This is a genomic window from Carnobacterium maltaromaticum DSM 20342, assembly GCF_000744945.1.
Taxonomy (GTDB): domain Bacteria; phylum Bacillota; class Bacilli; order Lactobacillales; family Carnobacteriaceae; genus Carnobacterium; species Carnobacterium maltaromaticum.
Genome location: NZ_JQMX01000001.1, coordinates 211552 through 234950 on the forward strand (window position 1 = coordinate 211552; position 23399 = coordinate 234950).

Annotated in this window: 24 protein-coding genes; 20 read left to right on the forward strand and 4 right to left on the reverse strand. The window is 34.3% G+C overall.

The genetic code is table 11. The features are described from left to right. Positions 1-55: 55 nt before the first annotated feature. From efp to BR77_RS01065, 13 genes are all read left to right on the forward strand, one after another. A complete protein-coding gene (gene efp, locus BR77_RS01005; RefSeq protein WP_010054187.1) occupies positions 56-613 on the forward strand; it encodes an elongation factor P in 558 nt (185 codons plus the stop codon). A gap of 58 nt (positions 614-671) precedes the next feature. After that, positions 672-1100 carry an Asp23/Gls24 family envelope stress response protein gene (locus BR77_RS01010; protein ID WP_010054188.1) on the forward strand — a complete coding sequence of 143 codons (429 nt, stop codon included), beginning with the start codon at positions 672-674 and terminating at the stop codon, positions 1098-1100. Then, entirely contained in the window at positions 1097-1525 is a 429-nt protein-coding gene (gene nusB / locus BR77_RS01015) for a transcription antitermination factor NusB (RefSeq protein WP_010054189.1), read from the forward strand. The genes BR77_RS01010 and nusB overlap by 4 nt, the downstream gene beginning before the upstream one ends. Before the next feature lie 290 nt (positions 1526-1815). Beyond that, positions 1816-2658, forward strand: coding sequence for a bifunctional methylenetetrahydrofolate dehydrogenase/methenyltetrahydrofolate cyclohydrolase (locus tag BR77_RS01020; protein WP_035065915.1), 843 nt, complete (start codon positions 1816-1818; stop codon positions 2656-2658). Between the two features lie 14 nt (positions 2659-2672). Then, on the forward strand, positions 2673-4013 hold the full coding sequence (gene xseA / locus BR77_RS01025; RefSeq protein ID WP_010054191.1) for an exodeoxyribonuclease VII large subunit: 1341 nt from the start codon (positions 2673-2675) through the stop codon (positions 4011-4013). Then, positions 4010-4246: an exodeoxyribonuclease VII small subunit gene (locus BR77_RS01030; RefSeq protein ID WP_015076782.1), complete on the forward strand. Its 237-nt coding sequence runs from the start codon at positions 4010-4012 to the stop codon at positions 4244-4246. The genes xseA and BR77_RS01030 overlap by 4 nt, the downstream gene beginning before the upstream one ends. Positions 4247-4261: 15 nt before the next feature. After that, positions 4262-5143, forward strand: a complete 882-nt coding sequence (locus BR77_RS01035; protein WP_015076781.1) for a polyprenyl synthetase family protein — start codon at positions 4262-4264, stop codon at positions 5141-5143. Positions 5144-5163: 20 nt separating this feature from the next. Then, a complete protein-coding gene (locus BR77_RS01040; RefSeq protein ID WP_010054194.1) occupies positions 5164-5985 on the forward strand; it encodes a TlyA family RNA methyltransferase in 822 nt (273 codons plus the stop codon). Between the two features lie 199 nt (positions 5986-6184). After that, positions 6185-6634, forward strand: a complete 450-nt coding sequence (gene ahrC, locus BR77_RS01045) for a transcriptional regulator AhrC/ArgR (RefSeq protein WP_010054195.1) — start codon at positions 6185-6187, stop codon at positions 6632-6634. A 40-nt stretch (positions 6635-6674) separates the two neighbouring features. Beyond that, a complete protein-coding gene (recN, locus tag BR77_RS01050) occupies positions 6675-8390 on the forward strand; it encodes a DNA repair protein RecN (RefSeq protein ID WP_016356502.1) in 1716 nt (571 codons plus the stop codon). Between the two features lie 270 nt (positions 8391-8660). After that, positions 8661-9857 (forward strand): efflux RND transporter periplasmic adaptor subunit, encoded by a 1197-nt coding sequence (locus tag BR77_RS01055; RefSeq protein WP_010054200.1) that lies wholly within the window; start codon positions 8661-8663, stop codon positions 9855-9857. 16 nt (positions 9858-9873) lie between these two features. Further along, the gene (locus tag BR77_RS01060; protein ID WP_010054202.1) at positions 9874-10581 is read left to right on the forward strand and encodes an ABC transporter ATP-binding protein; all 708 of its coding nucleotides are present in this window, start codon (positions 9874-9876) and stop codon (positions 10579-10581) included. After that, positions 10578-11822 (forward strand): ABC transporter permease, encoded by a 1245-nt coding sequence (locus BR77_RS01065; protein ID WP_035063735.1) that lies wholly within the window; start codon positions 10578-10580, stop codon positions 11820-11822. Before BR77_RS01060 ends, BR77_RS01065 begins: the two co-directional genes overlap by 4 nt. 45 nt (positions 11823-11867) lie before the next feature. Here BR77_RS01065 and BR77_RS18535 read toward each other — a convergent pair whose 3' ends face one another. Then, entirely contained in the window at positions 11868-12014 is a 147-nt protein-coding gene (locus BR77_RS18535; protein WP_010054204.1) for a DUF4044 domain-containing protein, read from the reverse strand. Between the two features lie 72 nt (positions 12015-12086). After that, positions 12087-13043 (reverse strand): magnesium transporter CorA family protein, encoded by a 957-nt coding sequence (locus BR77_RS01070; protein WP_010054205.1) that lies wholly within the window; start codon positions 13041-13043, stop codon positions 12087-12089. Between the two features lie 216 nt (positions 13044-13259). Here BR77_RS01070 and BR77_RS01075 point away from each other — a divergent pair, with 216 nt between their 5' ends. The 4 genes from BR77_RS01075 to BR77_RS01090 all read left to right on the forward strand — a co-directional run bounded on the left by BR77_RS01075 (position 13260) and on the right by BR77_RS01090 (position 18548). Continuing rightward, complete coding sequence (locus BR77_RS01075) at positions 13260-14384, forward strand: M20/M25/M40 family metallo-hydrolase (RefSeq protein ID WP_015076772.1); 1125 nt, start codon at positions 13260-13262, stop codon at positions 14382-14384. A 111-nt stretch (positions 14385-14495) separates the two neighbouring features. Continuing rightward, on the forward strand, positions 14496-15923 hold the full coding sequence (gene gndA / locus BR77_RS01080) for an NADP-dependent phosphogluconate dehydrogenase (protein ID WP_010054207.1): 1428 nt from the start codon (positions 14496-14498) through the stop codon (positions 15921-15923). 427 nt (positions 15924-16350) lie between these two features. Next, positions 16351-17037, forward strand: a complete 687-nt coding sequence (locus BR77_RS01085; protein WP_010054209.1) for a response regulator transcription factor — start codon at positions 16351-16353, stop codon at positions 17035-17037. Beyond that, complete coding sequence (locus BR77_RS01090) at positions 17034-18548, forward strand: HAMP domain-containing sensor histidine kinase (protein ID WP_119906478.1); 1515 nt, start codon at positions 17034-17036, stop codon at positions 18546-18548. The genes BR77_RS01085 and BR77_RS01090 overlap by 4 nt, the downstream gene beginning before the upstream one ends. A 65-nt stretch (positions 18549-18613) precedes the next feature. On the opposite strand, the gene yidC is transcribed toward BR77_RS01090, so the two are convergent. Both yidC and BR77_RS01100 read right to left on the reverse strand, forming a co-directional pair. Continuing rightward, positions 18614-19528: a membrane protein insertase YidC gene (gene yidC, locus BR77_RS01095; RefSeq protein ID WP_035063736.1), complete on the reverse strand. Its 915-nt coding sequence runs from the start codon at positions 19526-19528 to the stop codon at positions 18614-18616. A 65-nt stretch (positions 19529-19593) separates the two neighbouring features. Then, a complete protein-coding gene (locus tag BR77_RS01100; protein WP_010054214.1) occupies positions 19594-19869 on the reverse strand; it encodes an acylphosphatase in 276 nt (91 codons plus the stop codon). Positions 19870-20007: 138 nt separating this feature from the next. Here BR77_RS01100 and BR77_RS01105 point away from each other — a divergent pair, with 138 nt between their 5' ends. The 3 genes from BR77_RS01105 (at position 20008) to BR77_RS01115 (ending at position 23398) form a co-directional block, all read left to right on the forward strand. Then, positions 20008-20322, forward strand: coding sequence for a DUF1033 family protein (locus tag BR77_RS01105; RefSeq protein WP_010054216.1), 315 nt, complete (start codon positions 20008-20010; stop codon positions 20320-20322). 12 nt (positions 20323-20334) lie between these two features. Then, positions 20335-22413, forward strand: coding sequence for a DNA topoisomerase III (locus BR77_RS01110; RefSeq protein ID WP_035063737.1), 2079 nt, complete (start codon positions 20335-20337; stop codon positions 22411-22413). 160 nt (positions 22414-22573) lie between these two features. Then, on the forward strand, positions 22574-23398 hold the full coding sequence (locus BR77_RS01115) for a DUF975 family protein (protein WP_035063738.1): 825 nt from the start codon (positions 22574-22576) through the stop codon (positions 23396-23398). The last annotated feature ends 1 nt before the right edge of the window (position 23399 follow it).

Genomic DNA, 23399 nt, shown 5'->3' on the forward strand with positions numbered 1-23399 from the left:
AAAAAAAATGATACACTATAGTGTAAGAACAGAGATGACTCTAGGAGGAAAATGAATGATTTCAGTAAATGATTTTAAAACAGGCTTAACTATTGAATTTGATGGCGGTATCTGGCGTGTTGTTGAATTCCAACATGTAAAACCAGGTAAAGGGGCAGCCTTTGTTCGTTCTAAATTAAAAAATTTACGTACTGGAGCAGCACAAGAAAAAACGTTCCGTGCAGGTGAAAAAGTAGCTAAAGCACAAATCGACAACCGTCGTATGCAATATCTATACGAGAGTGGTGGCGCTCATGTCTTTATGGATAGCGAAACTTACGATCAATTAGAATTACAAGAGTCTCAAATTGAAGATGAACTAAAATATTTAAAAGAAAATATGGAAGTTCAAATCATTATGTATGGTGCTGAAACATTAGGTGTTGAATTGCCAAATACGGTTGAATTACGTGTTGAAGAAACAGACCCAGGTATTCGTGGTGATACATCTTCCGGTGGTTCAAAACCAGCTAAAATGGAAACAGGCGTCTATGTAAACGTACCATTCTTTGTTAACGTGGATGATGTTTTGATTGTGAACACACAAGATGGTTCATACGTCTCTAGAGCTTAATAATGAAACAATTGTATCTTTAAGAAGATACATGAGTGAAAAAATGGAGGGCTGCTTAATGGCTGAAGAAACAAAATTAACTTTACAAGATAATAAAGCAAGTCTTGGTGAAATCGAAATTGCTCCAGAAGTAATTGAAGTGATTTCTGGAATTGCTGCAAGTAAAATTGAGGGTGTCTATGCAATGCATGGCAATCTAACCTCAGGTGTGGTTGAATTATTTGGTCGCACTAGTCATAAAAAAGGGGTTCATTTAACGGTTGATGAATCAGGTTTAAAAATTGATGTTTATTGTTTAATCAATTATGGGGTATCTGTTCCTAAGGTTGCTAGTGAAATGCAAGAAAAAATTCGCCAACAACTTTTATTTATGACAGATATTGAATTAGCTGAAGTAAACATTCATGTCGTAGGTATTGTTCCTGAAAAAACAGTTCCACAAGAACTTTTAGACTTAGATTTAGATGAAGATGGTGAAGATGCGTGAGTTTAACAAGACGCGATATTAGAGAAAAAGCCTTACAAGCTTTATTTCAACTATCAGCTAATGAAGGTTTGACAATTGATCAAGCTATTCAACAAGCATTAACAAGTGAAGATGAGTTGCAAGATGAAGTTGAAGTTGTCGAAGTCCCTAAGTATTTAGATTTAGTTGTGACGGGAGTTCTTCAAAATCAAGCTATTATTGATGAGAAAATTCAAGCAAACCTTGAAAACTGGTCAATGAATCGTTTGGCTAAAACTGATTTAATTATTATGCGTGTCGCTATTTTTGAAATGTTGTATGTTACAGACGTACCAGGCAGAGTTGCTTTAAATGAAGCACTAGAAATAACCAAGCTTTATAGTGATGAAAAATCACGTAAATTTGTCAATGGTGTGTTAGCAAAAATTGTTGATCAAGAAAATTAATTCATACTATTAAGTTAACGATGAAAAAAGAGGCTATTATAGCCTCTTTTTTTAATGTGCTTTTAATTGTTAATGTTCGTTTTTAATTATTCTAATTCATTTTATTCGTGGTAATTATAATTGTAATTACGTTTTTAACGAATGATAACAATCTGAAATTGTATAACAATCGGTTAAAAAGCTTTTTTAATTAAAATAAGCTAGGTAGAAGCTTCTGATTATGTTAAAATGGTCTATGTAATCAACTAAATGAAATGATTGAGGAGTGATTTTAAGTGAGTGCAATAATAATGGATGGAAAAGGACTTGCAGATGAAATGCAAGTAGAAATGTTTAAAACTGTAGAGGGCTTAAAAGAGAAAGGAATTACTCCGGGATTAGTTGTTTTATTGGTAGGAGAAAACCCAGCCAGCCAAACTTATGTAAAAAATAAAGAAAAACGTGCGGTAGCACTAGGTTTTAATTCATTAGTGAAACGCCTACCAGAAAGCATTTCAGAAAAAGAATTAGTTAATGAAATTGAATTCTATAATCAAAATCCAGATTTTCATGGTATACTAGTTCAGTTACCTTTACCAAACCATATTGATGCTGAAACAATTTTAAATACGATTGATCCGAGTAAAGATGTCGATGGTTTCCATCCAGTGAATATGGGGAAACTTCTAATTGGTCAACCGGATATGATTCCTTGCACTCCTTATGGTATTATGAAATTATTAGCGCGTTACAAGATTGATATAGCTGGGAAAAATGCGGTCATTATTGGTCGAAGTAATATTGTTGGAAAACCAATGGCTCAGTTATTATTAATGGAGCACGCGACAGTTACAATAGCGCACTCAAAAACAGCTAATTTAGCTGAACTAGCTAAAACAGCTGATATTTTAGTTGTAGCAATTGGTCGAGGACATTTTGTTACCAAAGAATTTATTAAGCCAGGAGCGGTTGTAATTGATGTAGGCATGAACCGCGATCAAAATGGGAAGTTAATTGGTGATGTTGCTTCTGCGGAAGTTGCGGAAGTTGCAGGATACTTAACTCCAGTACCCAAAGGAGTTGGACCAATGACAATTACCATGTTACTATACCAAACTATCAAAAATGCAGAAAAACAAGTAAAATCGTTCTAAAAGGAGGGCTCTTTTTGTCACCTGAATACTTAACTGTAACGGCATTGACAAAATATATAAAACGAAAATTCGATCATGATCCTTATCTTGAAAGAGTTTATTTAACCGGTGAAATTTCAAATTTTCGAATGCGACCAAATGCTCACCAATATTTTAGTTTAAAGGACAATCAAGCTAAAATTTCAGCGTTAATGTTTAAGGGGGCTTTTCAACAACTAAAATTCACTCCAGAAGAAGGAATGAAGGTCCTTATTATTGGACGCATTTCCCTTTATGAAGCAAGTGGAAATTATCAAATTTATGTTGAACATATGGAACCAGACGGTGTAGGTGCATTGTACCAAGCTTTGGAAGAAATGAAAAAGAAGCTACAGCTTGAAGGATTATTTGATGCTCCAAAACAATTGATTTCCACTTTTCCTAAACGAATTGCTGTAATCACAAGTCCAACAGGTGCAGTTGTGAGAGATATTATGACAACAATTAAACGGCGTTATCCAATTGTTCAGCTGGTCATTTTTCCAACTCTCGTTCAAGGTGAACGAGCGGCGCAAGATATTGTAAAAAGCATTCAGATGGTGGAAGAAAAAGGCGATTTTGATACAATGATCATTGCACGAGGTGGTGGATCAATTGAAGATCTATGGCCATTCAATGAAGAAAGTGTTGCGCGTGCTATATTTGAAGCTACAACACCGACAATTTCTTCGGTTGGACATGAAACGGATACAACAATTGCCGATTTAGTTGCGGATGTGCGAGCACCAACTCCAACTGCAGCGGCGGAATTATCAGTGCCTTTATTAAGAGATGAAATCCTGAAAATTGAACAAATGCGCATGCGTCTAATGAAAAGTTATGCTGGAAAAATCGATGTGTTGAAACAACGCTTAATGAGAAGTTTAGGTTCTTATATTTTCAGACAACCTGAGCGTTTGTATGAAGGCTATGCTCAAAATTTAGATTTAGCGACGGAGCGATTAATTCGAAGTTTAGAGTATCGAATCACTCAACAAAATCATGATTTAACTATGTTAAGCACGAAGCTAAAAGCTTTTGATCCTAGTCAATTAGTTAAACAAAGAAAAGAAGAAGTCCAATTTTTAGAACAACAATTAACCGTACAAATGGAACGTTATATGGCAGATAAAACAAAAGATATTCATAATTTGATGCAGTCATTGGATTATTTGAGTCCGTTAAAAATTATGGATAGAGGTTATAGCTATGTAACTAAAAATGGTGAAGTCATTAAAGAAAGTCAACAAGTTCAATTAGATGATGTTTTGAAAATTCATCTAGGAACTGGACAAATCGAAGCGAAAGTAATTGAGAAAGTTGAGGAAACAACATGAGCGCAAAAGCAAAATTAAAATTTGAAGAAGCCATGCAACAATTGGAAGAAATTGTAACGAATTTAGAACGTGGGGATGTACCTTTGGAGGAAGCTTTGGAACAATTCCAAAAAGGTGTGGGCTTAAGTAAAATTTGTAAAGAAACTTTACAAAATGCAGAAGAAACATTAACTAAAATGGTTGATGAAAAAGGCAATGAAGCTCCATTTGAAAATCCAAGTGAAAATGAATAGAGGGGATTTGTACAAATGGATTTAAATGAATTTAAATCAATTGCATTACCACAACTAGAAGATACTTTGCTAGAAGAACTTGAAATAGGTGTTCCAACAAAAGGTAGCTTGTTTGAGGCAATGACTTATTCCGTTAAAGCTGGTGGAAAAAGGATTCGACCATTATTACTTTTAGCTACAATCCAATCATTAGGCGGAAATATAAAGTCTGGACTTTTAGCCGCATCAGCCCTAGAGTATATCCATACGTACTCTTTAATTCACGATGATTTACCAGCAATGGATGATGATGCTTTACGACGTGGTCAACCCACGAATCATATTATTTATGGAGAAGCATTAGCTATTTTAGCAGGCGATGGTTTGTTGACTTTAGGTTTTGAATTGTTAGCCAAGAGTCCTTTGACAGAAAAGCAAAAAGTCAGGTTAATCTTAGCCTTATCTAAGGCTGCAGGAGCAAATGGAATGGTTGTTGGACAAGTCTCTGATATGGAAGGCGAGAGCCAAAAACTAACTTTAACTGATTTACAGAACATTCACAAAAAGAAAACCGGTGAGTTACTTAAATTTGCAGCTTATGCAGGAGCCGTGATTGTAGATGCAGATCAAGAGACAGAAACACAACTTGTTAAATTTGCTAGTCATTTAGGCTTAGCTTTCCAAATTCGGGATGATATTTTGGATGTTATAGGGACAACTGCTGAACTTGGCAAAGAAACAGGAATGGATGCTGTGCATCAAAAAAGTACCTATCCAGGTTTGTTGACTTTAGCAGGAGCAAAAAAAGAGTTAGCCGAAGAATTAGCGAAAGCTCAAACTAGCTTAGCGAATGTGGACAATAAATCAGTTGCCGATACTCAATTGTTAGAAGATTTTATTACACTATTAGAGATTTAAAGAGAAAGATAGGCGAAGTTATGAAGAAAGAACGAGTAGATGTCCTTTTAGTTGAACAAGGTCTTTTTGAGACGCGTGAGAAAGCTAAAAGAGCAATAATGGCTGGACAAATCTATAATCAAAATGAAGAACGCTTGGATAAACCAGGAGAAAAAATTCCAACAGAAACAAGCTTGAAGATAAAAGGTGAGACCTTACGTTATGTGAGCCGCGGTGGACTCAAGTTAGAAAAAGCATTAGAAGTTTTTGAGGTAACTGTTGAAGATAAAATCATGTTAGATATTGGTTCATCAACAGGTGGATTCACAGATGCAGCTTTACAAAATGGAGCAAAAATGAGCTATGCGTTAGATGTTGGATACAATCAATTAGCCTGGAAATTACGACAAGATCCTCGTGTCGAAGTGATGGAACGTGTGAATTTTAGACATAGTACTCCAGAAGACTTCACTAAAGGTCAGCCAACAATTGCTTCAATCGATGTATCTTTTATTTCTTTACGTTTAATTTTACCAGTATTAAAAAATATTCTGGCACCTGGTGGCGATGTGTTGGCCTTAATCAAACCACAATTTGAAGCAGGGCGTGAGGGTGTTGGAAAAAAAGGAATTGTTCGTGATCCAGCCGTTCATAAGCAAGTTTTAGAAGATATGGTCCATTTCGTAATTGGGATCGGCTATGATGTTATGGCTTTGGATTACTCTCCTATTACTGGTGGTGAAGGAAATATTGAATTTTTGATGCATCTAAAATGGAATCAAAAAACAACAGGCACGATTGCTTATACAGTAAATATAGACCATACGCTAGCTAGTGCATATGATACGCTTAAAAGTAAATAAACAGCCGAAGCACCTTGTTTTTTAGCAAGGTGTTTTTTCAATGTATTTTGTTTATTATTTTCTTTTTTATACAATTAATTTGTTATTTTTGGCAATTTTTTGATTTTTATGGCTTAGTTCTTTTATATAAGAGCAAAATGCGGTATGATGGTACTAAATAAATGTATAAATATACTGTTTTAGAAACTGAGGTGTAATCATGAAAAAGAAAGAAAGACATCAATTGTTAAAAGAGTTAATTCAAGAGCATGTAATTGAAAAACAAGAAGATTTTGTTCGAGTGTTAGAGGAAAAAGGCATTGAAGTCACACAAGCGACTATCTCGAGAGATATCAAAGAACTACATTTAGTCAAAGTTCCAGCTCAAACTGGAGGTTATCGCTACAGCTTACCACCTGATATCCAATTTGATACTGCTAAAAAATTAGAACGTTTAATCAAGGATGCCTTTGTTTCTATTGATTATCAAGATTATTTTTTAGTTCTGAAAACGATACCTGGTAACGCATACGCTCTAGGTAAATTGATTGAGTCCTCTAATTTTGATGGAGTTTTTGGCACAATTGCAGGAGATGACACCATCTTAATTATTTGTCGTTCAGCTACAGCAGCCAATCAAATCCAAGACCAACTATTAAGTTTGGTATAATGTATAAAAATTTGTATGATTCATTAAAGAGGTGAAAGTTGTGCTACAAGAGTTAGCAATTAAAAATTTTGCAATCATTCATGATTTGTCTTTAAGCTTTGAAACAGGAATGACCGTTTTAACTGGTGAAACTGGGGCTGGTAAATCGATTATTATTGATGCCGTTGGTTTACTAGCAGGTGGCCGTGCTTCAAGTGATTTTATTCGTCATGGTGAAAATAAATGCGTCTTAGAAGGATTATTTACGTTAAATAAGGATGCTCTTACTTTTGAATTATTAAAAGAATTTGATATTGATTTTGAAGATGAAACCGTCTTAATTCAACGTTATATTCATCGAAATGGTAAAAATGTTTGTCGAATTAATGGTAGACTGGTTACGATTGCGACGTTACGCTTAATTGGAGAAACAATGATTGATATTCATGGTCAGAATGAACATCAAGAACTAATGAATCCTGAGCGACATTTAGATATGTTGGATCAATTCGGTGATCAAGAGTTAGTTCAGCTATTGACGGACTACGATTCTACTTATGTAGAGTACCAAAAAGTAAAAAAAGCCTATGACAAATGGCAAAGTAGTGAACAAGAATTAGCTCAACGAATGGATATGCTTGTGTACCAAACAAACGATATTGAATTAGCTGAGCTCATCTCTGGAGAAGAAGAAGCACTAATAGAAGAAAAAAATTTATTGGTTAATTATCAGCGGATTGTTGGTGCTTTATCTGTTAGTTACGATGCACTTCAAGGTGAAGAAGGCAGTGGTGTTGATTTAATAGGAACAGCTATGACTGAAATGAGCACAATAGATTCTCTAGATGAAAGCTATCGCCAAATTTCAGAAAATATTGCAAACAGTTACTTCCAATTGCAAGAAGCAGCTAGTGAAATTTTAAGGGAAATGGATCAATTAGCTTATGATGAAGAGCGTTTAAATGAAATTGAAAAACGCTTAGACTTTATTCAACAAATGAAGCGTAAGTACGGAGAAAGTGTTCAAGAAGTTCTTGATTATTACGAAAAAATTATTGTTGAATTGGATCAAATTCAAAATCGTGAGACACATATGAATGAACTGATTAGCCAATTAGGAATGCTGTCTAAAAGTTTATCGGAAAAAGCAGAAACTGTTTCGCTTAAAAGACAGGAAATTGCTCGACTTTTAGAAAAAGAAATTCATGAGCAACTAAAAGAGTTATATATGGAAAAAGTAATCTTTGAAGTTCGATTTTTAGCAACTGAAAAAGCTGGTGAAATGAAAACATTTAATGAAAAAGGCCAAGATATCGTGGAATTTTATATTGCAACAAACCCAGGAGAGCCGCTAAAACCTTTAGCAAAAGTTGCCTCTGGTGGAGAACTTTCACGAATGATGTTAGCGATGAAAACTATTTTTTCTAAGTCACAAGGAATTACAAGTATTATATTTGATGAAGTAGATACAGGGGTTAGCGGTAGAGTCGCACAAGCAATTGCCAATAAAATTTACTTGGTGGCAATCCATTCACAGGTTTTATGTATTACACATTTGCCACAGGTTGCGGCAATGGCAGATCATCATTTGTTTATTTCAAAAACACAAGTTGATGAGCGAACTGAAACTCATGTGACGGCATTGCAACAAAAGGAAAAAGTTCAAGAAGTGGCTAGAATGTTAGCTGGAACTGAAATTACAAAGTTAACGATTGAACACGCTAAAGAATTACTAAAATTAGCAAAAACTGAAAAAGAAAAATACAATTCTATCTAAAAATAAGGTTATCTAATGAAGAAATTAGATAACCTTGTTTTTTTGAGACCGGAAACAATGTTGCTACATAACTAATTTGAGAAAAATTTAAATTAATTACATAATCATGTCAAAAATGTGACAGAAATTATATGAATTTATGAATTATTAAAAAGTACGGTTTTTTTTGTACAAGTTATTTTATTAAATCGGTATACTGATAGTAAGCTTTTAAGCTTGGAGAAAATAAAAGGACTAAATCAATACAGAGTACCTAGAGGAGGATAAAAAGTGAAAAAGAAGTGGATAGTTGGGATTGTAATTGTCGTTGTTGCTGTCATTGCAATCGTTGTAGCAATAAATATGTCAAAACCTAAGCAACCTGTAAAGAGCCAAAGTAAAGATGATGGGATTGATTACTTTGTCGTTCCAGATGTTGATCAAGTTTATATTAATGGTGCTGTTACACCAGATCAAACAGAATCTTTTACTAAAAAAGAGGCAAATGATTCAGAGCCAGATATCAAAGTAAATAATGGTGATGTTGTCGATGCTGGGACAGTATTGTTTACGTATGAAGATAAGTTAGTCACAAAAGAAATGGAAGAAGGCAACCGAGGGATTAATAAAGGCTATACTCAGAGAGCCAATGCCATTGCGAAGCGTGATCGTGATTTAGCTAATGTTAAGGCTGAAACAATGACTGATCCGGAAACAGGAGAAACAACAACTAGCGATACAACAAAAGAAAAAAATAATATTTCAAGTCAAGCACAAGATACTATTGATAGCATTGACCAGGAAATTCAAGCTTTAAATGAACAAGTTGTCGCTGCTGCTGAGAAGCAGTATATTACTACAACTGCAAAATTTAGAGGTCGAGTGTCAATTCCAGAAGTCAAAGATGCAAGTGCGCCAATTTTACGTTTAACTTCGGAAGGCTTTTATGTAGCTGGAAAAGTAAATGAAAAAGATTTAAGTAAAATTAAATTAGATCAAAAAGCAGATATCAAAGTTGTCTCAAATGGAAATACAGTTACGGGAAAAATTTCATTTATTGATGATAATCCACCAGATGTAGCGTCAAACAATGATGCTTCCGCTGATGCTTCAGGAGGAGCGGCAGCAGGTATGTCTTCTTATTTAGTTAAGTTATCATTGGACTCTTTAGAAGGCATTAAAAATGGCTATCATGTTCAAGCTACAATTAACTTAGGGGATGAATTGATTAAAATACCAACAGCTGCGATTCGTAAAGATGGTGCAGTAAATTATGTATTAGTTAATGATTTCGGATCGGTAATTCGTCGTGAATTAGTTTTGGGAGAAGAAGATGGGAAAGAAACTACGATTCAATCAGGCTTAGAATCTGCTGATAAAGTTATCGTTTCTTCTAAAAAAGAAATTAAAGAAGGCGATATTTTAGAAGGTGGAGAAGAATCAGTAGATAGTAGCAACAGTGGTGGTCCAGTTGTTACAGCTAACTAGAAGGAGGCGCATTTAAATGACTGAAACAAATGAAAAAGCGCCTTTGATTGTTTTGAAAGATATTAATAAATATTTTCCAGTTGGAAAAGAAAAACTCCGTGTGCTAAAATCGTTGGATTTAACAATTGAAGAAGGCGAATTTATCATGATTATGGGGAAATCTGGTAGTGGGAAAACAACATTAATGAATATTATTGGATTTCTAGACCGGATATCAGAAGGAACATATTTATTTAAAGGCAAAGATGTTTCAACATTATCAGAGAATAAAAAATCTGAGTACCGCAATGAATTTTTTGGGTTCGTTTTTCAACAATTTTTCTTAATTGATTCATTAAATGTTATGCAAAATGTCGAATTGCCAATGGTCTATCAAGGCGTGAAAAAAAGTAGTGAAAAACATGAAAAAGCAAAGAAATATTTGGAACTTGTTGGATTAGGAACAAAAACAAAATCAAAAGCTTCTGAACTATCTGGTGGTCAACAACAAAGGGTAGCAATTGCCCGAGCGTTAGTCAACGATCCATTGCTAATTATGGCAGATGAACCAACGGGAGCATTAGATAGTGAAACAGGTCGTGAGATTATGGAAACACTAAAAAAATTAAACGAAGAAGGCAAAACCATTGTGATGGTTACCCATGATGCGGATATGACAAAATATGCGACTCGTGTTGTGCATATGAAAGATGGACTCTTTGTTGAGGAAGAGGTGCACCAATGATTATCAATATTTTAATCAGTACTTTTCTGAGCTTAAAAGCACATAAACTCAGAGTTTTCCTAACGATGGTTGGAATTATTATTGGGATTACATCAGTAGTAACTATTTCAACATTAGGTGAAGGGATGAAACAACAAGTTTTATCTGCTACAAGCTCAACAAGTGCGAATAATGTTAAAATCATGTATAGTATGGAACAAGAAGATAACACTGGTATGGGGTATGTTGATTATTCCAATAGTGATTTTAGCTTTTCAATGGTTGATTTAAAAAAAATTAAGGATACCGAAGGATTGGAATCTATTTTTCCGGATTATGGACAACAATTTATGGGCGATTCGATTGACCAAGAATTAGACTACTTTGGAACAAAAGCCTATTTAATGGTGGCGCCAAATACGGGTGGTATCAAGGTGAAATATGGTCGTGATTTTCAACCTAGTGATGCCAATCGAGACCGCATTATTTTAAGTCATACTGTTTTTGATGATTCTATTAGTATGGAGAATCCAGCAGACATGATTAATCAAGCTGTTTCAATTGGTGGCTATATGTATAAAGTGATTGGAATTACAGAGCCAGTTGATTTCGATAGCATGTCAATGACGGATATGATGGGCGGTTTTGATTATATGTCCGCTTATAAAAGCTATATATCAAAAGCTTCGTATAATGAATTGGCAAAATCAAAAGCAATTAGTGGTATTAAGCTAAAGCTGAAGGATGATGTTGACAGGACTCAAGTAATTGGAAGTGTCATTTCTACATTACAAGAACTACATCCAGATGTTAAAGGTATTTTTAAAGAAGATGATTCTAATCAACAAATGCAAAAACAAAATGAAGCTGCAATTGGCGGAATGACTGGATTTTTAATGGCAATTACTGCTATTTCTTTATTAGTTGGTGGGATTGGTGTGATGAATATTATGTATGTTTCGGTGACTGAGCGAAAACGAGAAATTGGGATTCGTCGCGCAATTGGTGCAAAACCTCGCACAATTTTAATTCAGTTTTTGTTAGAAGCTGCATTTATTACTTTATTAGGTGGATTGATTGGGATTGGTTTAGGCTATGGTCTTTCAACGATTGTTGGTGGATTTGTTCAAATTAAACCAGTAATGACCCCACAAATTTTCTTGATTTCTTCGTTAGTATCTATTTTAACAGGGGTTGTTTTTGGGATTATTCCAGCTATCAATGCAGCCAGAATGGATCCAATCAAGGCAATTTATCGATAAATAAACAAGCAAAAAGCCTTTACGCAAGTAAAGGCTTTTTAGTGTTTAGTTTATAAATAAGGTATATAGTACAGTTAGTAAGCCAGAACCAACCATAGCAAATAACATAATCCAAACAACAATTTTAGTTATTTTTTCCATTTTTGTTGGTGCTTTTTTATAAGTAACTTTATTCAAGTCTTTATTTTTCATGAAAATTCCTCACTTTCATCTAAGTCATTAGACCTATTTTACACTTAAACCTGATAAGAATTCAAGAGTTCTTTAAAAAAAATCTTTCTTTTTCAAAAGCCAAACAGTTAAAACACTTGAAATAATCATAATTACCATGATTAGCCAAAATGCACCTGGCGTATCAATAAAGGGAATCTCTACATTCATGCCATAAATCCCGCCTAGAATAGTTGGGATAGTAAGGACGATTGTGATAGATGTTAAAATTTTCATAATATTATTTAAATTGTTCGAAACAACTGCAGAAAAAACAGTGCTAACTTGATCAAGTATTTTTTGATACTGGGAAGTCATAATTTGAGCTTGGTTGTTTTCAACAATAACATCATGTAAAAAACTGCGAGTTCGTTCATCTTTGCTAAAGCGATCTGTTTCTTTCATAATATCAAAAATCGGACCATTGCTATTAATTGCAGTCGAAAAATAAATCAAACTTTTTTGTAAAGACATTAATGCATACAGCTGTTCGTTTTTTGTGGATTGAGTTAATTGAAGTTCTAAACGTCGTGTTTCAATATCAATTTCTTGTAGAAAACGCATATAAGAAGCCGAAATATACCAAAATAAACGCAAAACAAACTGTTCTTGATGAGTCGTATCTACTGCGAAATTAGGGTTGTTATGAGTAATTTCAGAAATAAATTGCGGCAAATGTTTACTTGCCGTTATAATTGTATGATCCGTTAAAATAATCGAGATTGGATAGGTCATATATTCCTTATAGCCTAGTTCGCTTTCAATTAGGAACGGATACTGTAGGACGAGTAAAATTGCTGAATTCGTATCCTCTTCCTTTAACATTTCTTGCCTAGAGACTTCATGAGCATCTAAAACGCTGGTAATATAGTCTTTTGGAAATTTAAATTCTTTGACTAATTGATTGACTTCTTCTTCGCTAGGGTCAGACACATGAATCCAACCACCGACATAATCTTCAGAATTAGGAACTAGAACACCTGATTCGTTTGTATGATATCCTTGCCTCATTATGAAAACTCCAATCTATATAAAGTAGCTTATTTATTCTACAAATAGGTCATATAGTATATTCTAACATTATACAACAGAATAGAGAGAAAAGGTTAAGTATAATTTTCTAAAAGTAAATTCTTATATAAAATTTCTAATTGAAAGCTTAATTGCGTATTCTTTACGAATAGCATAGAATAGAGATACTTAATTTAAAGAAAGAAGTGTGAGAACATGTTGGAAGTAAATGAAGATCGTTTAGTGAGCCGGTTTTTGGAATTAATTAAAATCAATTCAGAAACACGTCATGAAGCTTTGATCCAAGAGTATTTAAAAAAAGAGTTTTCTTTATTAGGGCTGACGGTTGAAGAAGATCAAACTAGTGGAGAAACGGGATTTGGTGCAAATAATTTAATTTGTACCCTCAATGGAAATCCTGAAATTGAGCCTTTTTTCTTTTCTTGTCATATGGATACAGTAGCTCCTGGTAATGAAATTAAGCCCGTTATAAAGGATAAGACTATCTATTCAGATGGAACGACGATTTTAGGAGCAGATGATAAGGCTGGAATTGCAATTATGTTTGAAATTATTCACTTATTGAAGGAAAGAAAACTTGCTCATGGAACAATTGAGTTTATCATTTCAGTTGGTGAGGAAAGTGGATTGGTTGGGGCAAATGCATTTGATGTACAACAATTATCTAGTAGTTTTGGGTTTGTTTTAGATACTGGTGGTCCAGTTGGAAGCATTACAGTTGGAAGCCCAACCCAGTATCGCATAGAAGCCATTTTAACTGGTGTTACAGCTCATGCAGGTGTTGCGCCAGAAAAAGGTGTTTCTGCTGCTCAAATAGCAGCTAGTGCGATTCATCAAATGAAATTAGGCAGGATTGATGCTGAAACAACTGCCAATATTGGTTTTATTAATGGTGGGGTGGCAACAAACATTGTGATGGATCGTTTAGAAATTATCGCTGAAGCCCGTTCTGTAAATGCGGACTCCTGCGAAGCTCAGGTGGCACATATGATTGAAACCTTTGAACGGGTAGCAACAGAAATGGGTGGAAAAGCGGCTGTAATTACTGAAAAAAAATATAACGGTTATCGCTTTACGCCAGAAACCAATGTAGTTAAAATAGCTGCAAAAGCTTTAACTAATATAGGTATTAAACCTAACTACCAAGTAAGTGGTGGTGGAAGCGATGCAAATGTATTTAATGGTAAAGGGAAAGAAACGACTAATTTGGCAATTGGTTATGAAAAGATTCATACAGTTCATGAATATTTACCGATTGCTGAGTTTACAAAGGCTGCGGCAATGGCTTATCAAATTGTTGAAGAGATTACTTTAAACTAATTTTGGTAAAAAAGAATTCTATTCTTTTCATTTGGTCAATTATTTGGTAGGATTAGAAGAGCATTAAAAGCACATCAACAAGGTGCAAGATTTGAAGGGAGAGAGTTAGTAATGAGTAAACAAGAAATTGGCGTTATCGGAATGGCCGTAATGGGAAAAAATTTGGCCTTAAATATTGAAAGTCGTGGTTATACTGTTTCGATTTTTAACCGTACTGGTTCAAAAACAGAAGAAGTAATCGCTGAACACCCAGACAAAAAATTAGTTCCAACCTATACAATTGAGGATTTTGTTGCTTCTTTAGAAAAACCACGTCGTATTCTGATCATGGTTAAAGCTGGAGCACCAACAGATAGCACAATTCAAGCATTATTGCCTCACCTAGATAAAGGCGACATTTTAATTGACGGAGGAAACACATTCTTTGAAGATACAATTCGTCGTAATCAAGAACTAGACCAATCAGGAATTAACTTTATTGGTACTGGTGTTTCTGGTGGAGAAGAAGGCGCATTAAAAGGTCCAGCAATTATGCCTGGAGGCCAAAAAGAAGCCTATGATTTAGTTGCTCCAATTTTAGAAAAAATTGCAGCAGTTGCTAAAGAAGACGGAGAACCTTGTGTCACTTACATTGGCCCTAATGGAGCTGGTCACTATGTGAAGATGGTGCATAACGGGATTGAGTATGGAGATATGCAATTAATTGCTGAATCTTACGCATTATTACGTGATGTTGCAGGCTTGTCAGTTGAAGAAACAGCTGAAGTTTTTGCAGAATGGAATAAAGGCGAGTTAGACAGTTACTTGATGGAGATTACTTCGGATATCTTAACTCGTAAAGACCCTGAAACTGGTAAACCAATCGTTGAAGTTATTTTAGATCGCGCTGGAAACAAAGGAACAGGTAAATGGACTTCACAAAGTGCGTTAGACTTAGGTGTTCCATTACCACTTATCACAGAGTCTGTTTTTGCTCGCTACATTTCAGCAATGAAAGACGAACGTGTAACAGCTAGCAAAATTTTACCAAAACCAGCTGGCTTTATTTTAGAAGAAGATAAAAAAGAATTTATTGAAAAAGTACGTCAAGCATTGTATTTCAGTAAATTAATGAGTTATGCTCAAGGATTTGCTCAAATGCGTATTGCTAGTGAAGAACACGATTGGGATTTACAATACGGCGATATTGCGAAGATATTCCGTGCTGGTTGTATTATTCGTGCTCGTTTCTTACAAAAAATTACAGATGCATATGTTCGCGAACCTGAATTGAAAAATCTGTTATTAGATGAATACTTTATTGGAATCACTAAAAGTTATCAAGAAGCTGTTCGTGATGTTGTTGGAATCGCAGTTAAAGCTGGTGTTCCAATTCCAACATTCTCATCTGCTATTGCTTACTATGATTCTTACCGTTCAGCTACATTGCCAGCTAATTTAATTCAAGCACAACGCGATTACTTTGGCGCTCATACGTATGAAAGAACAGACAAAGAGGGCGTCTTCCATTATGATTGGTACGGACAAGAAAATAAATAATTTTTAAAAGAAAATACTGAATAAAAACTAGTGGATGCAATAACCTTTCGTGTTGTTTCGTTCACTAGTTTTTTTATTTAATACTAATTATACAAATAACGAAATACTAAAAATGTACAATGGATTGACCATTTGTTTAAAGAAGTAAAAAAGTAAATTAAACTTATGGAATCACTTTTTTTGTAAGCGTTTTATTTTAATATATAATAAATGTCAATGTTTTTTAATTTATTTACGAACTTTTTCTGCAAAAATAAAGAATTAGCGATTTAATAGGAAATAACGTTTCTTTTTTATTGGTTTATGGTAAAATAAGATTGATAATTCAATTAGAAAAACATTGTAGTGATACGTCAAACATGTTATTGTACTAAAGGCGTACATTTTAGAGTAAGACCACTGAATGTAAAGGAAAAGGTGATGAGGTATGAATAGAATTTTAATTATTGAAGATGAAAAGAATTTAGCTCGTTTTGTTGAGTTAGAATTAAAACATGAAGGATACGAAACTGAAGTGCAAAATAATGGTCGTAAAGGATTGGAAACAGCCCTTGATTCTGATTGGGATGCGATTTTATTAGATTTAATGTTACCTGAATTGAATGGTATAGAAGTTTGTCGTCGTATCCGTCAAGTGAAGAACACTCCGATAATCATGATGACAGCACGAGATTCAGTTATTGATCGCGTTTCTGGTTTAGATCATGGAGCAGATGATTACATTGTTAAACCATTTGCTATTGAAGAGTTATTAGCTCGTTTACGTGCACTTTTACGACGTATTGATATCGAAGGTGAACAAAATGTGACAAAACAAACAACAGTAACGTATCGTGATTTGACGATTGAAAAGGAAAATCGCGTTGTTCGTCGTGGAGATAAAGTGATTGAATTAACTAAACGAGAATATGAATTATTATTAGCTTTAATGGAAAATATTAATGTCGTTTTAGCTCGTGATGTTTTATTAAATAAAGTTTGGGGTTACGAAACAGAAGTTGAAACGAATGTTGTTGATGTTTATATTCGTTATCTACGTAATAAAATTGATGTTCCAGAAGAGGAAAGTTACATTCAAACCGTTCGAGGAACAGGTTATGTGATGCGTTCGTGATTAAAACGACCAAAGAAAGAGAAAAAGAAATTGGTGTAAGGCGCCGTGTTTCTCTCAAATGGAAGTGGACAATTGGAGCAAGTATGGCGATTTTTTTCACCTATACACTTTTTTCTGTCGCAATTTATTTAGGCTTTACTCAGATGATGATTAGTCAAGAAAATAGCAATGTGAATGACATTATGTCAGGTGTAGCAGCAAAATTAAAAGTTGGAAGCAGTAACTTGACAAAAGAAACAGTTAAGAATTCATTGACTCCTAACTACTACGAAATCGACTCAACTGTTGATAATCGTTTTTTGATGACAGAAGGATTAGATACTACAGCAGATGCACTTTTTTCAAAAATTAATGAAATTGGGATAGTTGTTGCTGTGTTTGATCCAAGTGGGTCGAAACTATATGAATCTAGACCTAGTCATGCTACATTTGAAAAAAAACCTAAACCTGAGATTAAAGAGATTAAAATTAATGGCGCTAGGGGCTTAAGTGGTGTTACACCAATAATGTCCTCGCAAAATCAAAATATTATTGGCTATGTACAGGTAACGAATAATTTAACACGTTACCATGAGATGAGTAATACAGTTTTGTTAGCTATGTTATTAATGGGTTTTCTAGCTCTAGTTGTTAGTGGTGTTTTAGGTTATCTGTTAGCTATTAATTTTTTGCGTCCAATTAAACAAATGACGCAAACGATGAATGATGTTCGCAAAGATACGCAGTCAGATTCTAGAATGATTGTACCAGATAGTAATGATGAACTCAGTCATCTAACTGAGTTATTTAACGATATGTTAGATAAGATGCAGAAATATATTGAACAGCAAAAGCAATTCGTTGAAGATGTTTCCCATGAGTTACGAACTCCCGTTGCGATTATGGAAGGTCATTTAAAACTTTTAGATCGATGGGGTAAAGAAGACCCTGAAATTTTAGAAGAATCTTTGACAGCTTCTTTGCAAGAAATAGAACGAATGAAAAGCTTAGTTCAAGAAATGCTTGATTTATCAAGAGCTGAGCAAGTTGATATTCATTATAAGCATGAATTGACGGATGTTAAAAATATTATTAATCAAGTCTTTAATAATTTCTCAATGATTCATCCTGATTTTGTTTTTAATTTAGATGATGATTTAGCTGGTAATGTGATGGTTCAAATTTACCGGAATCATTTTGAACAAATTTTGATTATACTATTAGATAATGCCGTTAAGTATTCAACAAATCGTAAAGAAATTCATATCTCAGTTGCAGAAGACCTTTATGATATTCAAATTGCAATCCAAGATTTTGGTGAAGGTATTGCGCCAGAGGATCTTCAAAAAATATTTAATCGTTTCTATCGTATTGACAAGGCTAGAAGTCGTGAAAAAGGTGGAAATGGCTTAGGATTAGCTATTGCTAAGGAATTATTGGATGGCTATCAAGGCAATATCACAGTTGAGAGTGTTCTTGATTTTGGAACGATTTTTCGAATTCGTTTACCTATCTATCGAGAGGAAAAATAAACCACAGAAACTGTGGTTTATTTTTTTGAACAAAAAAAGAGCTCTGATTTCAGAGCTCTTTTAACTTAATTACGACGTTGTTGCTTGCCGTCATTTCGTTTTTTCTTATTGTTAGGGGTACTTTTTTTAGAAGAAGGACTAACGACTTCGGCCTGTTTAATCGGTGCTGCAGGTTGTACAACAGGTCTGTCTTTTAATTCTTCAGCAATAGCTGCTTTAATTTTAGGTTTGTGGTATAAGTTTGTAATTAATGTTTGGAAACAAGCGAAAACTCCACCCACTAACCAATATAATCCTAATCCAGCAGGAGAAGACCAAGTGAAAACTAAGATCATCACTGGATTCATAAATAACATAGTCCGCATTTGTTTCTTTTGTTCTGGTGAAAGACCAATCATAGAAATAAAGGCTTGGATAACATAAACTAAACCAGCAGCAATTGCTAGATAAGCGTTACGGTCACCTAAATTAATTCCTAAAAAGTTACTTTCTGCAATTTGTGGAGACAAACGAATTGCTTGGAACATAGCTGTAAATACAGGCATCTGAATGAGGATTGGTAGACAACCAATTCCGCCCATCATACTCATATTGTTACGTTTGTAGACATCCATCAATTCTTGTTGTGCAGCTGCTTTTTCTTCAGCTGTTGTTGCTGTTTTTTGTTTTTGTTGAACGACATCAAGCTCAGGTTTGATGAAGGCCATTTTTTCTTGTTGCACCATTGATTTTTTAGATTGGCTTAAGTTTAATGGCAAAATAATGATTCGAACGATTAAAGTAATAAAGATAATCGCCAAGCCATAACTACCATTGAACAAATCAGCTAACCAGATAATCGCATTTCCCGTAGGAACAACTAAATATTCATAGATAAAACCGGTTGGATTTCCTTGCTTATCCATCTTCATACATCCTGAGAGGAATAGGACAAGACTTAAGACTCCACTAGTAAGAACTAGTTTTTTTAATTTATTCATGCTTCACAATCCTTTGTTTAATTTAGTAGGTAACATTCCTACTATACTTTAATTGTGATAAAATTTCAATTGGTTACGGAAAATTTATTTCGAATCATTATGTTAGGATCATCAATAATATCTAAATGATCCACTCTGCCGCTTGGTGAAGGTGATTTTTTAATTTTTTCAATAAATAAATCAATCTCATCTTCGGTACCATTTGCTTCTATATAAACGGATCCGTCATTCTGATTACAAACAATCCCCCCAATTCCGATTTGATCAGCAACCATTTTAGTCATATACCGGAATCCGACACCTTGAACTCTGCCGCTTGCATTCATTTTTATTGTTCTCATAAAGATTCCTCCAGTCAGTTTTTGTTTAGTCTATTTTAACGATGATTATGGTGTTCGTCAAACGTCTTGTTCTCAATCCCGAATTGAGCGCGAAAAGGTGGGCCTATGGTATACTGAAATAGAAATGGAGGGGATCAAATGTATCAAGTGGTGACATTATTTGGCGAATATGAACCTTGGTGGTTCTTTGAAGATTGGAAAGAAGAAATTGTTTCTTTTGAACAGTTTGATTCGTTTTCAGAAGCAAATCAAAATTATCATGAAAAATATATAAAACTAATAGGTGATTATGAAAATTATGTCACAAAAAAACATTATTTAACGGCTTTTTGGAATGAAGAAGAAAAGCGTTATTGCGAAGATTGCGAAGATGACATACAATTGTTTCATAGCATCATGCTTTTAAAAGAAGAAAAACCGATGGAAATTAACCATCAGGTAGGTTCAGTTTAGAGAGGAAATCAAATGAAAATTTTAGTTATTGCTGAAAAGCCAAGTGTTGGAAAAGAGCTAGCACGCGTGTTGGGTGCAACACAAAAAAGTAAAAATTATATTGAGGGCAAGGATTATATTGTCACTTGGGCGTTAGGTCATTTGCTAGGACTAAAAATGCCAGAAGATTATAAAAAAGAATGGGCTACTTGGGATATGGAAAGTTTACCTTTAATTCCACCCAAAATGGCCACAAAACCATTAAAAAATACAGGACATCAATTAAAGGCAATTAAGCAATTAGCGACTCGTAAAGATGTTTCAAGTGCAGTAATTGCAACTGATGCAGGACGAGAAGGCGAATTAGTTGCACGTTGGATTTTAGAATATGTGCATTTTAATAAGCCTGTCAAGCGCCTTTGGATTTCATCTCAAACAGACAAGGCGATTAAGGATGGCTTTAAAAATTTAAAACCTAGTCAGGCTTATGACCATTTATATGATTCGGCAATTGCCCGTTCGCAAGCAGATTGGCTAGTTGGTTTGAATGTTACTCGTGCACTAACTGTAAAATATCAAGATAGCTTGTCTGCTGGTCGGGTTCAAACACCGACATTAGCAATGGTGCGTCAGCAGGAAGAGAAAATTGAGAAATTTGTGCCAGAAACGTTCTACACTGTTTCTTTACTTAGCAACGGTGAAAAAGCTCAAGTGACTGAAGGAGTAGCAACTAAATTCAGTGATCGCAAAGAAGCAGAGGCATTAGCAACACGATTAAAAAATCAAGCTGTTAAAGTTGTTGAGGTTAAAGAAAAGCAACAAATTGAGTATGCTCCACTGCCATATGATTTAACTGAATTGCAAAGAGATGCTAATAAACGCTATCAATTTTCAGCTAAAAAAACATTAGGTTTAATGCAAAATTTATATGAACGTCACAAAGTACTGTCTTATCCAAGGACCGATTCGAAGCATTTAACAACGGATATGGCTGCTACAATGAAAGATCGTTTGTTGGCTATTCAAGGATTTGATCCAGAAAGAGTAAAAATAGCCTTGAAAAATGGTGCTAAAGCTACCAATAAAAGTGTCTACAATAATAGTAAAGTTACGGATCATCATGGGATTATTCCAACTGAAGAACGCCCACGAGCAGAAAAAATGGATAATGATGAATTGCGCATTTATCGTATGGTTGTAGAGCGCTTTTTAGGCTTATTCTTACCAGCCTATCAAGCAGTTAAGCACACATACACATTAAGTGTCGATGGAATAAGTTTCAAATTAACGCAAGAGAAGGTCATTGAAAAAGGGTGGAAGGCTGAAGCTGTCGTTAGTAGTCAGACAAGCTATAAAAAAGGGGAAGTCTTAGGCAATCCAAGTTTTACAGTTAATAAACATTTAACAGAAGCGCCGAGTCGTCTGACGGAAGCATCTTTATTACAAAAAATGGAAAAAACCGGACTTGGAACACCAGCAACACGCGCAGAGATTATTGAGAAATTAATTAGTAGCGACTTGATGGAAAGAAATCAAAATAAACTATCCGTTTCGCCAAAAGGGCGTCAATTATTAACTTTGGTTAATCCGGCATTGGTGACTCCTGATTTAACAGCCCAGTGGGAAAAATCTTTAGAAGAAATTGCTAATGGGAAATTAAAAAAAGATCAATTTATTAAGCAAATTGAATCTGAAACAAGCCGATTAGTGAAGGAAATCAAAACAAGTAACCGCAATTACACAGACCATTCATTAACAAATAAAGTTTGTCCAGAATGTGGTGAAAAACTTAAAGAGAAAAGTGGTCGAGACGGGAAAATTTTAGTCTGTAGTAGTTCTGAATGTTCATACCGTCGTCGTAAAGATCCTAAAGTTTCTATGCATCGATGTTCGCAATGTCATAAAAAAATGGAAGTTCATGAAGGCAAAAATGGAGCTTACTTCAAATGTAAGTACTGTAATATTTCTGAAAAAATAGGCGATAAGAAAAATAAGAAGATGTCTAAGCATGAAGAGAAAAAAATGTTGAAAAAATACAGTCAACCGACCGAAGAAGTTGAAAGTCCATTAGCCTTAGCCTTAAAAGCAGCAATGGCAGACTCTGAGGATTAAATAAATTTATAAATTAAAAGCTAACTTTCTGACGATAAGAGTCTTAAAGTTAGTTTTTATTTTTTTTTAGTTAAAAAGAAAAAAATCTTTTCAGTTATAGACAAGAAGACAAGAGTAAGGTACTATTAAAGAGCACTTATTATTTTATTGGAGGCGTGTTATGGACATTAAAGTTATTAAAAAGGAAGCAAAAAGTTATTTGAAAGGAAATTGGGGTACGGCAATTGGTAGTATGTTTATCATGGGACTAATAGTGATGGCAATTAACTTTGTTGTATCGATGGTTTCGGGTTTGTCAACAATGTTACAAATGATCCCACTTAGTTATATGGAGAATTCAGAAGAAGCAATGTTAGCCTTAATTCCAGCATTTATTGGAAGCTTGGGAGTTATAATTGTTTTCTCAATCGTAGTAGCTCTTGTTCAGCAATTATTATCAGTGGGTTATAAATGGGCATTATTAGATTTAATTGATGGTAAAAATTATAGTGTTGGTTCATTATTTCAAGGTTTTAACCGCACAAGCTTTAAAACGCTTGGCTTAATCATTATGATGGGTATTTTTACTGGATTATGGAGTCTATTGTTTATTGTTCCAGGTATTATTAAAAGCTATAGTTATAGCCAAGCTTTAAATATTTTAAAAGACAATCCTGAAATTGGGATTATGGATGCTATTACAGCTAGCCGAAAATTAATGGATGGCAAAAAAGGGCAATTATTTGTTCTTCAATTAACATTTATTTTATGGTATGTGATTCCAGTTATAGTATTAATTCTCGTTATTGTATTATTAGGTGCATTAGGAGGCAGTAACGAGAGTAATGGCTTCTTTTTAGCGTTTGCATTATTAGGCTATTTCGCTCTTATGATTTATATCTTAGTTATCAACTTCTATATCTATCCTTATCTTACAACTTCAGAGCAAAATTTTTACCGTCACTTAACTGATGTGAAAATTGATGAAAAAATAGCTGAAATTTAAT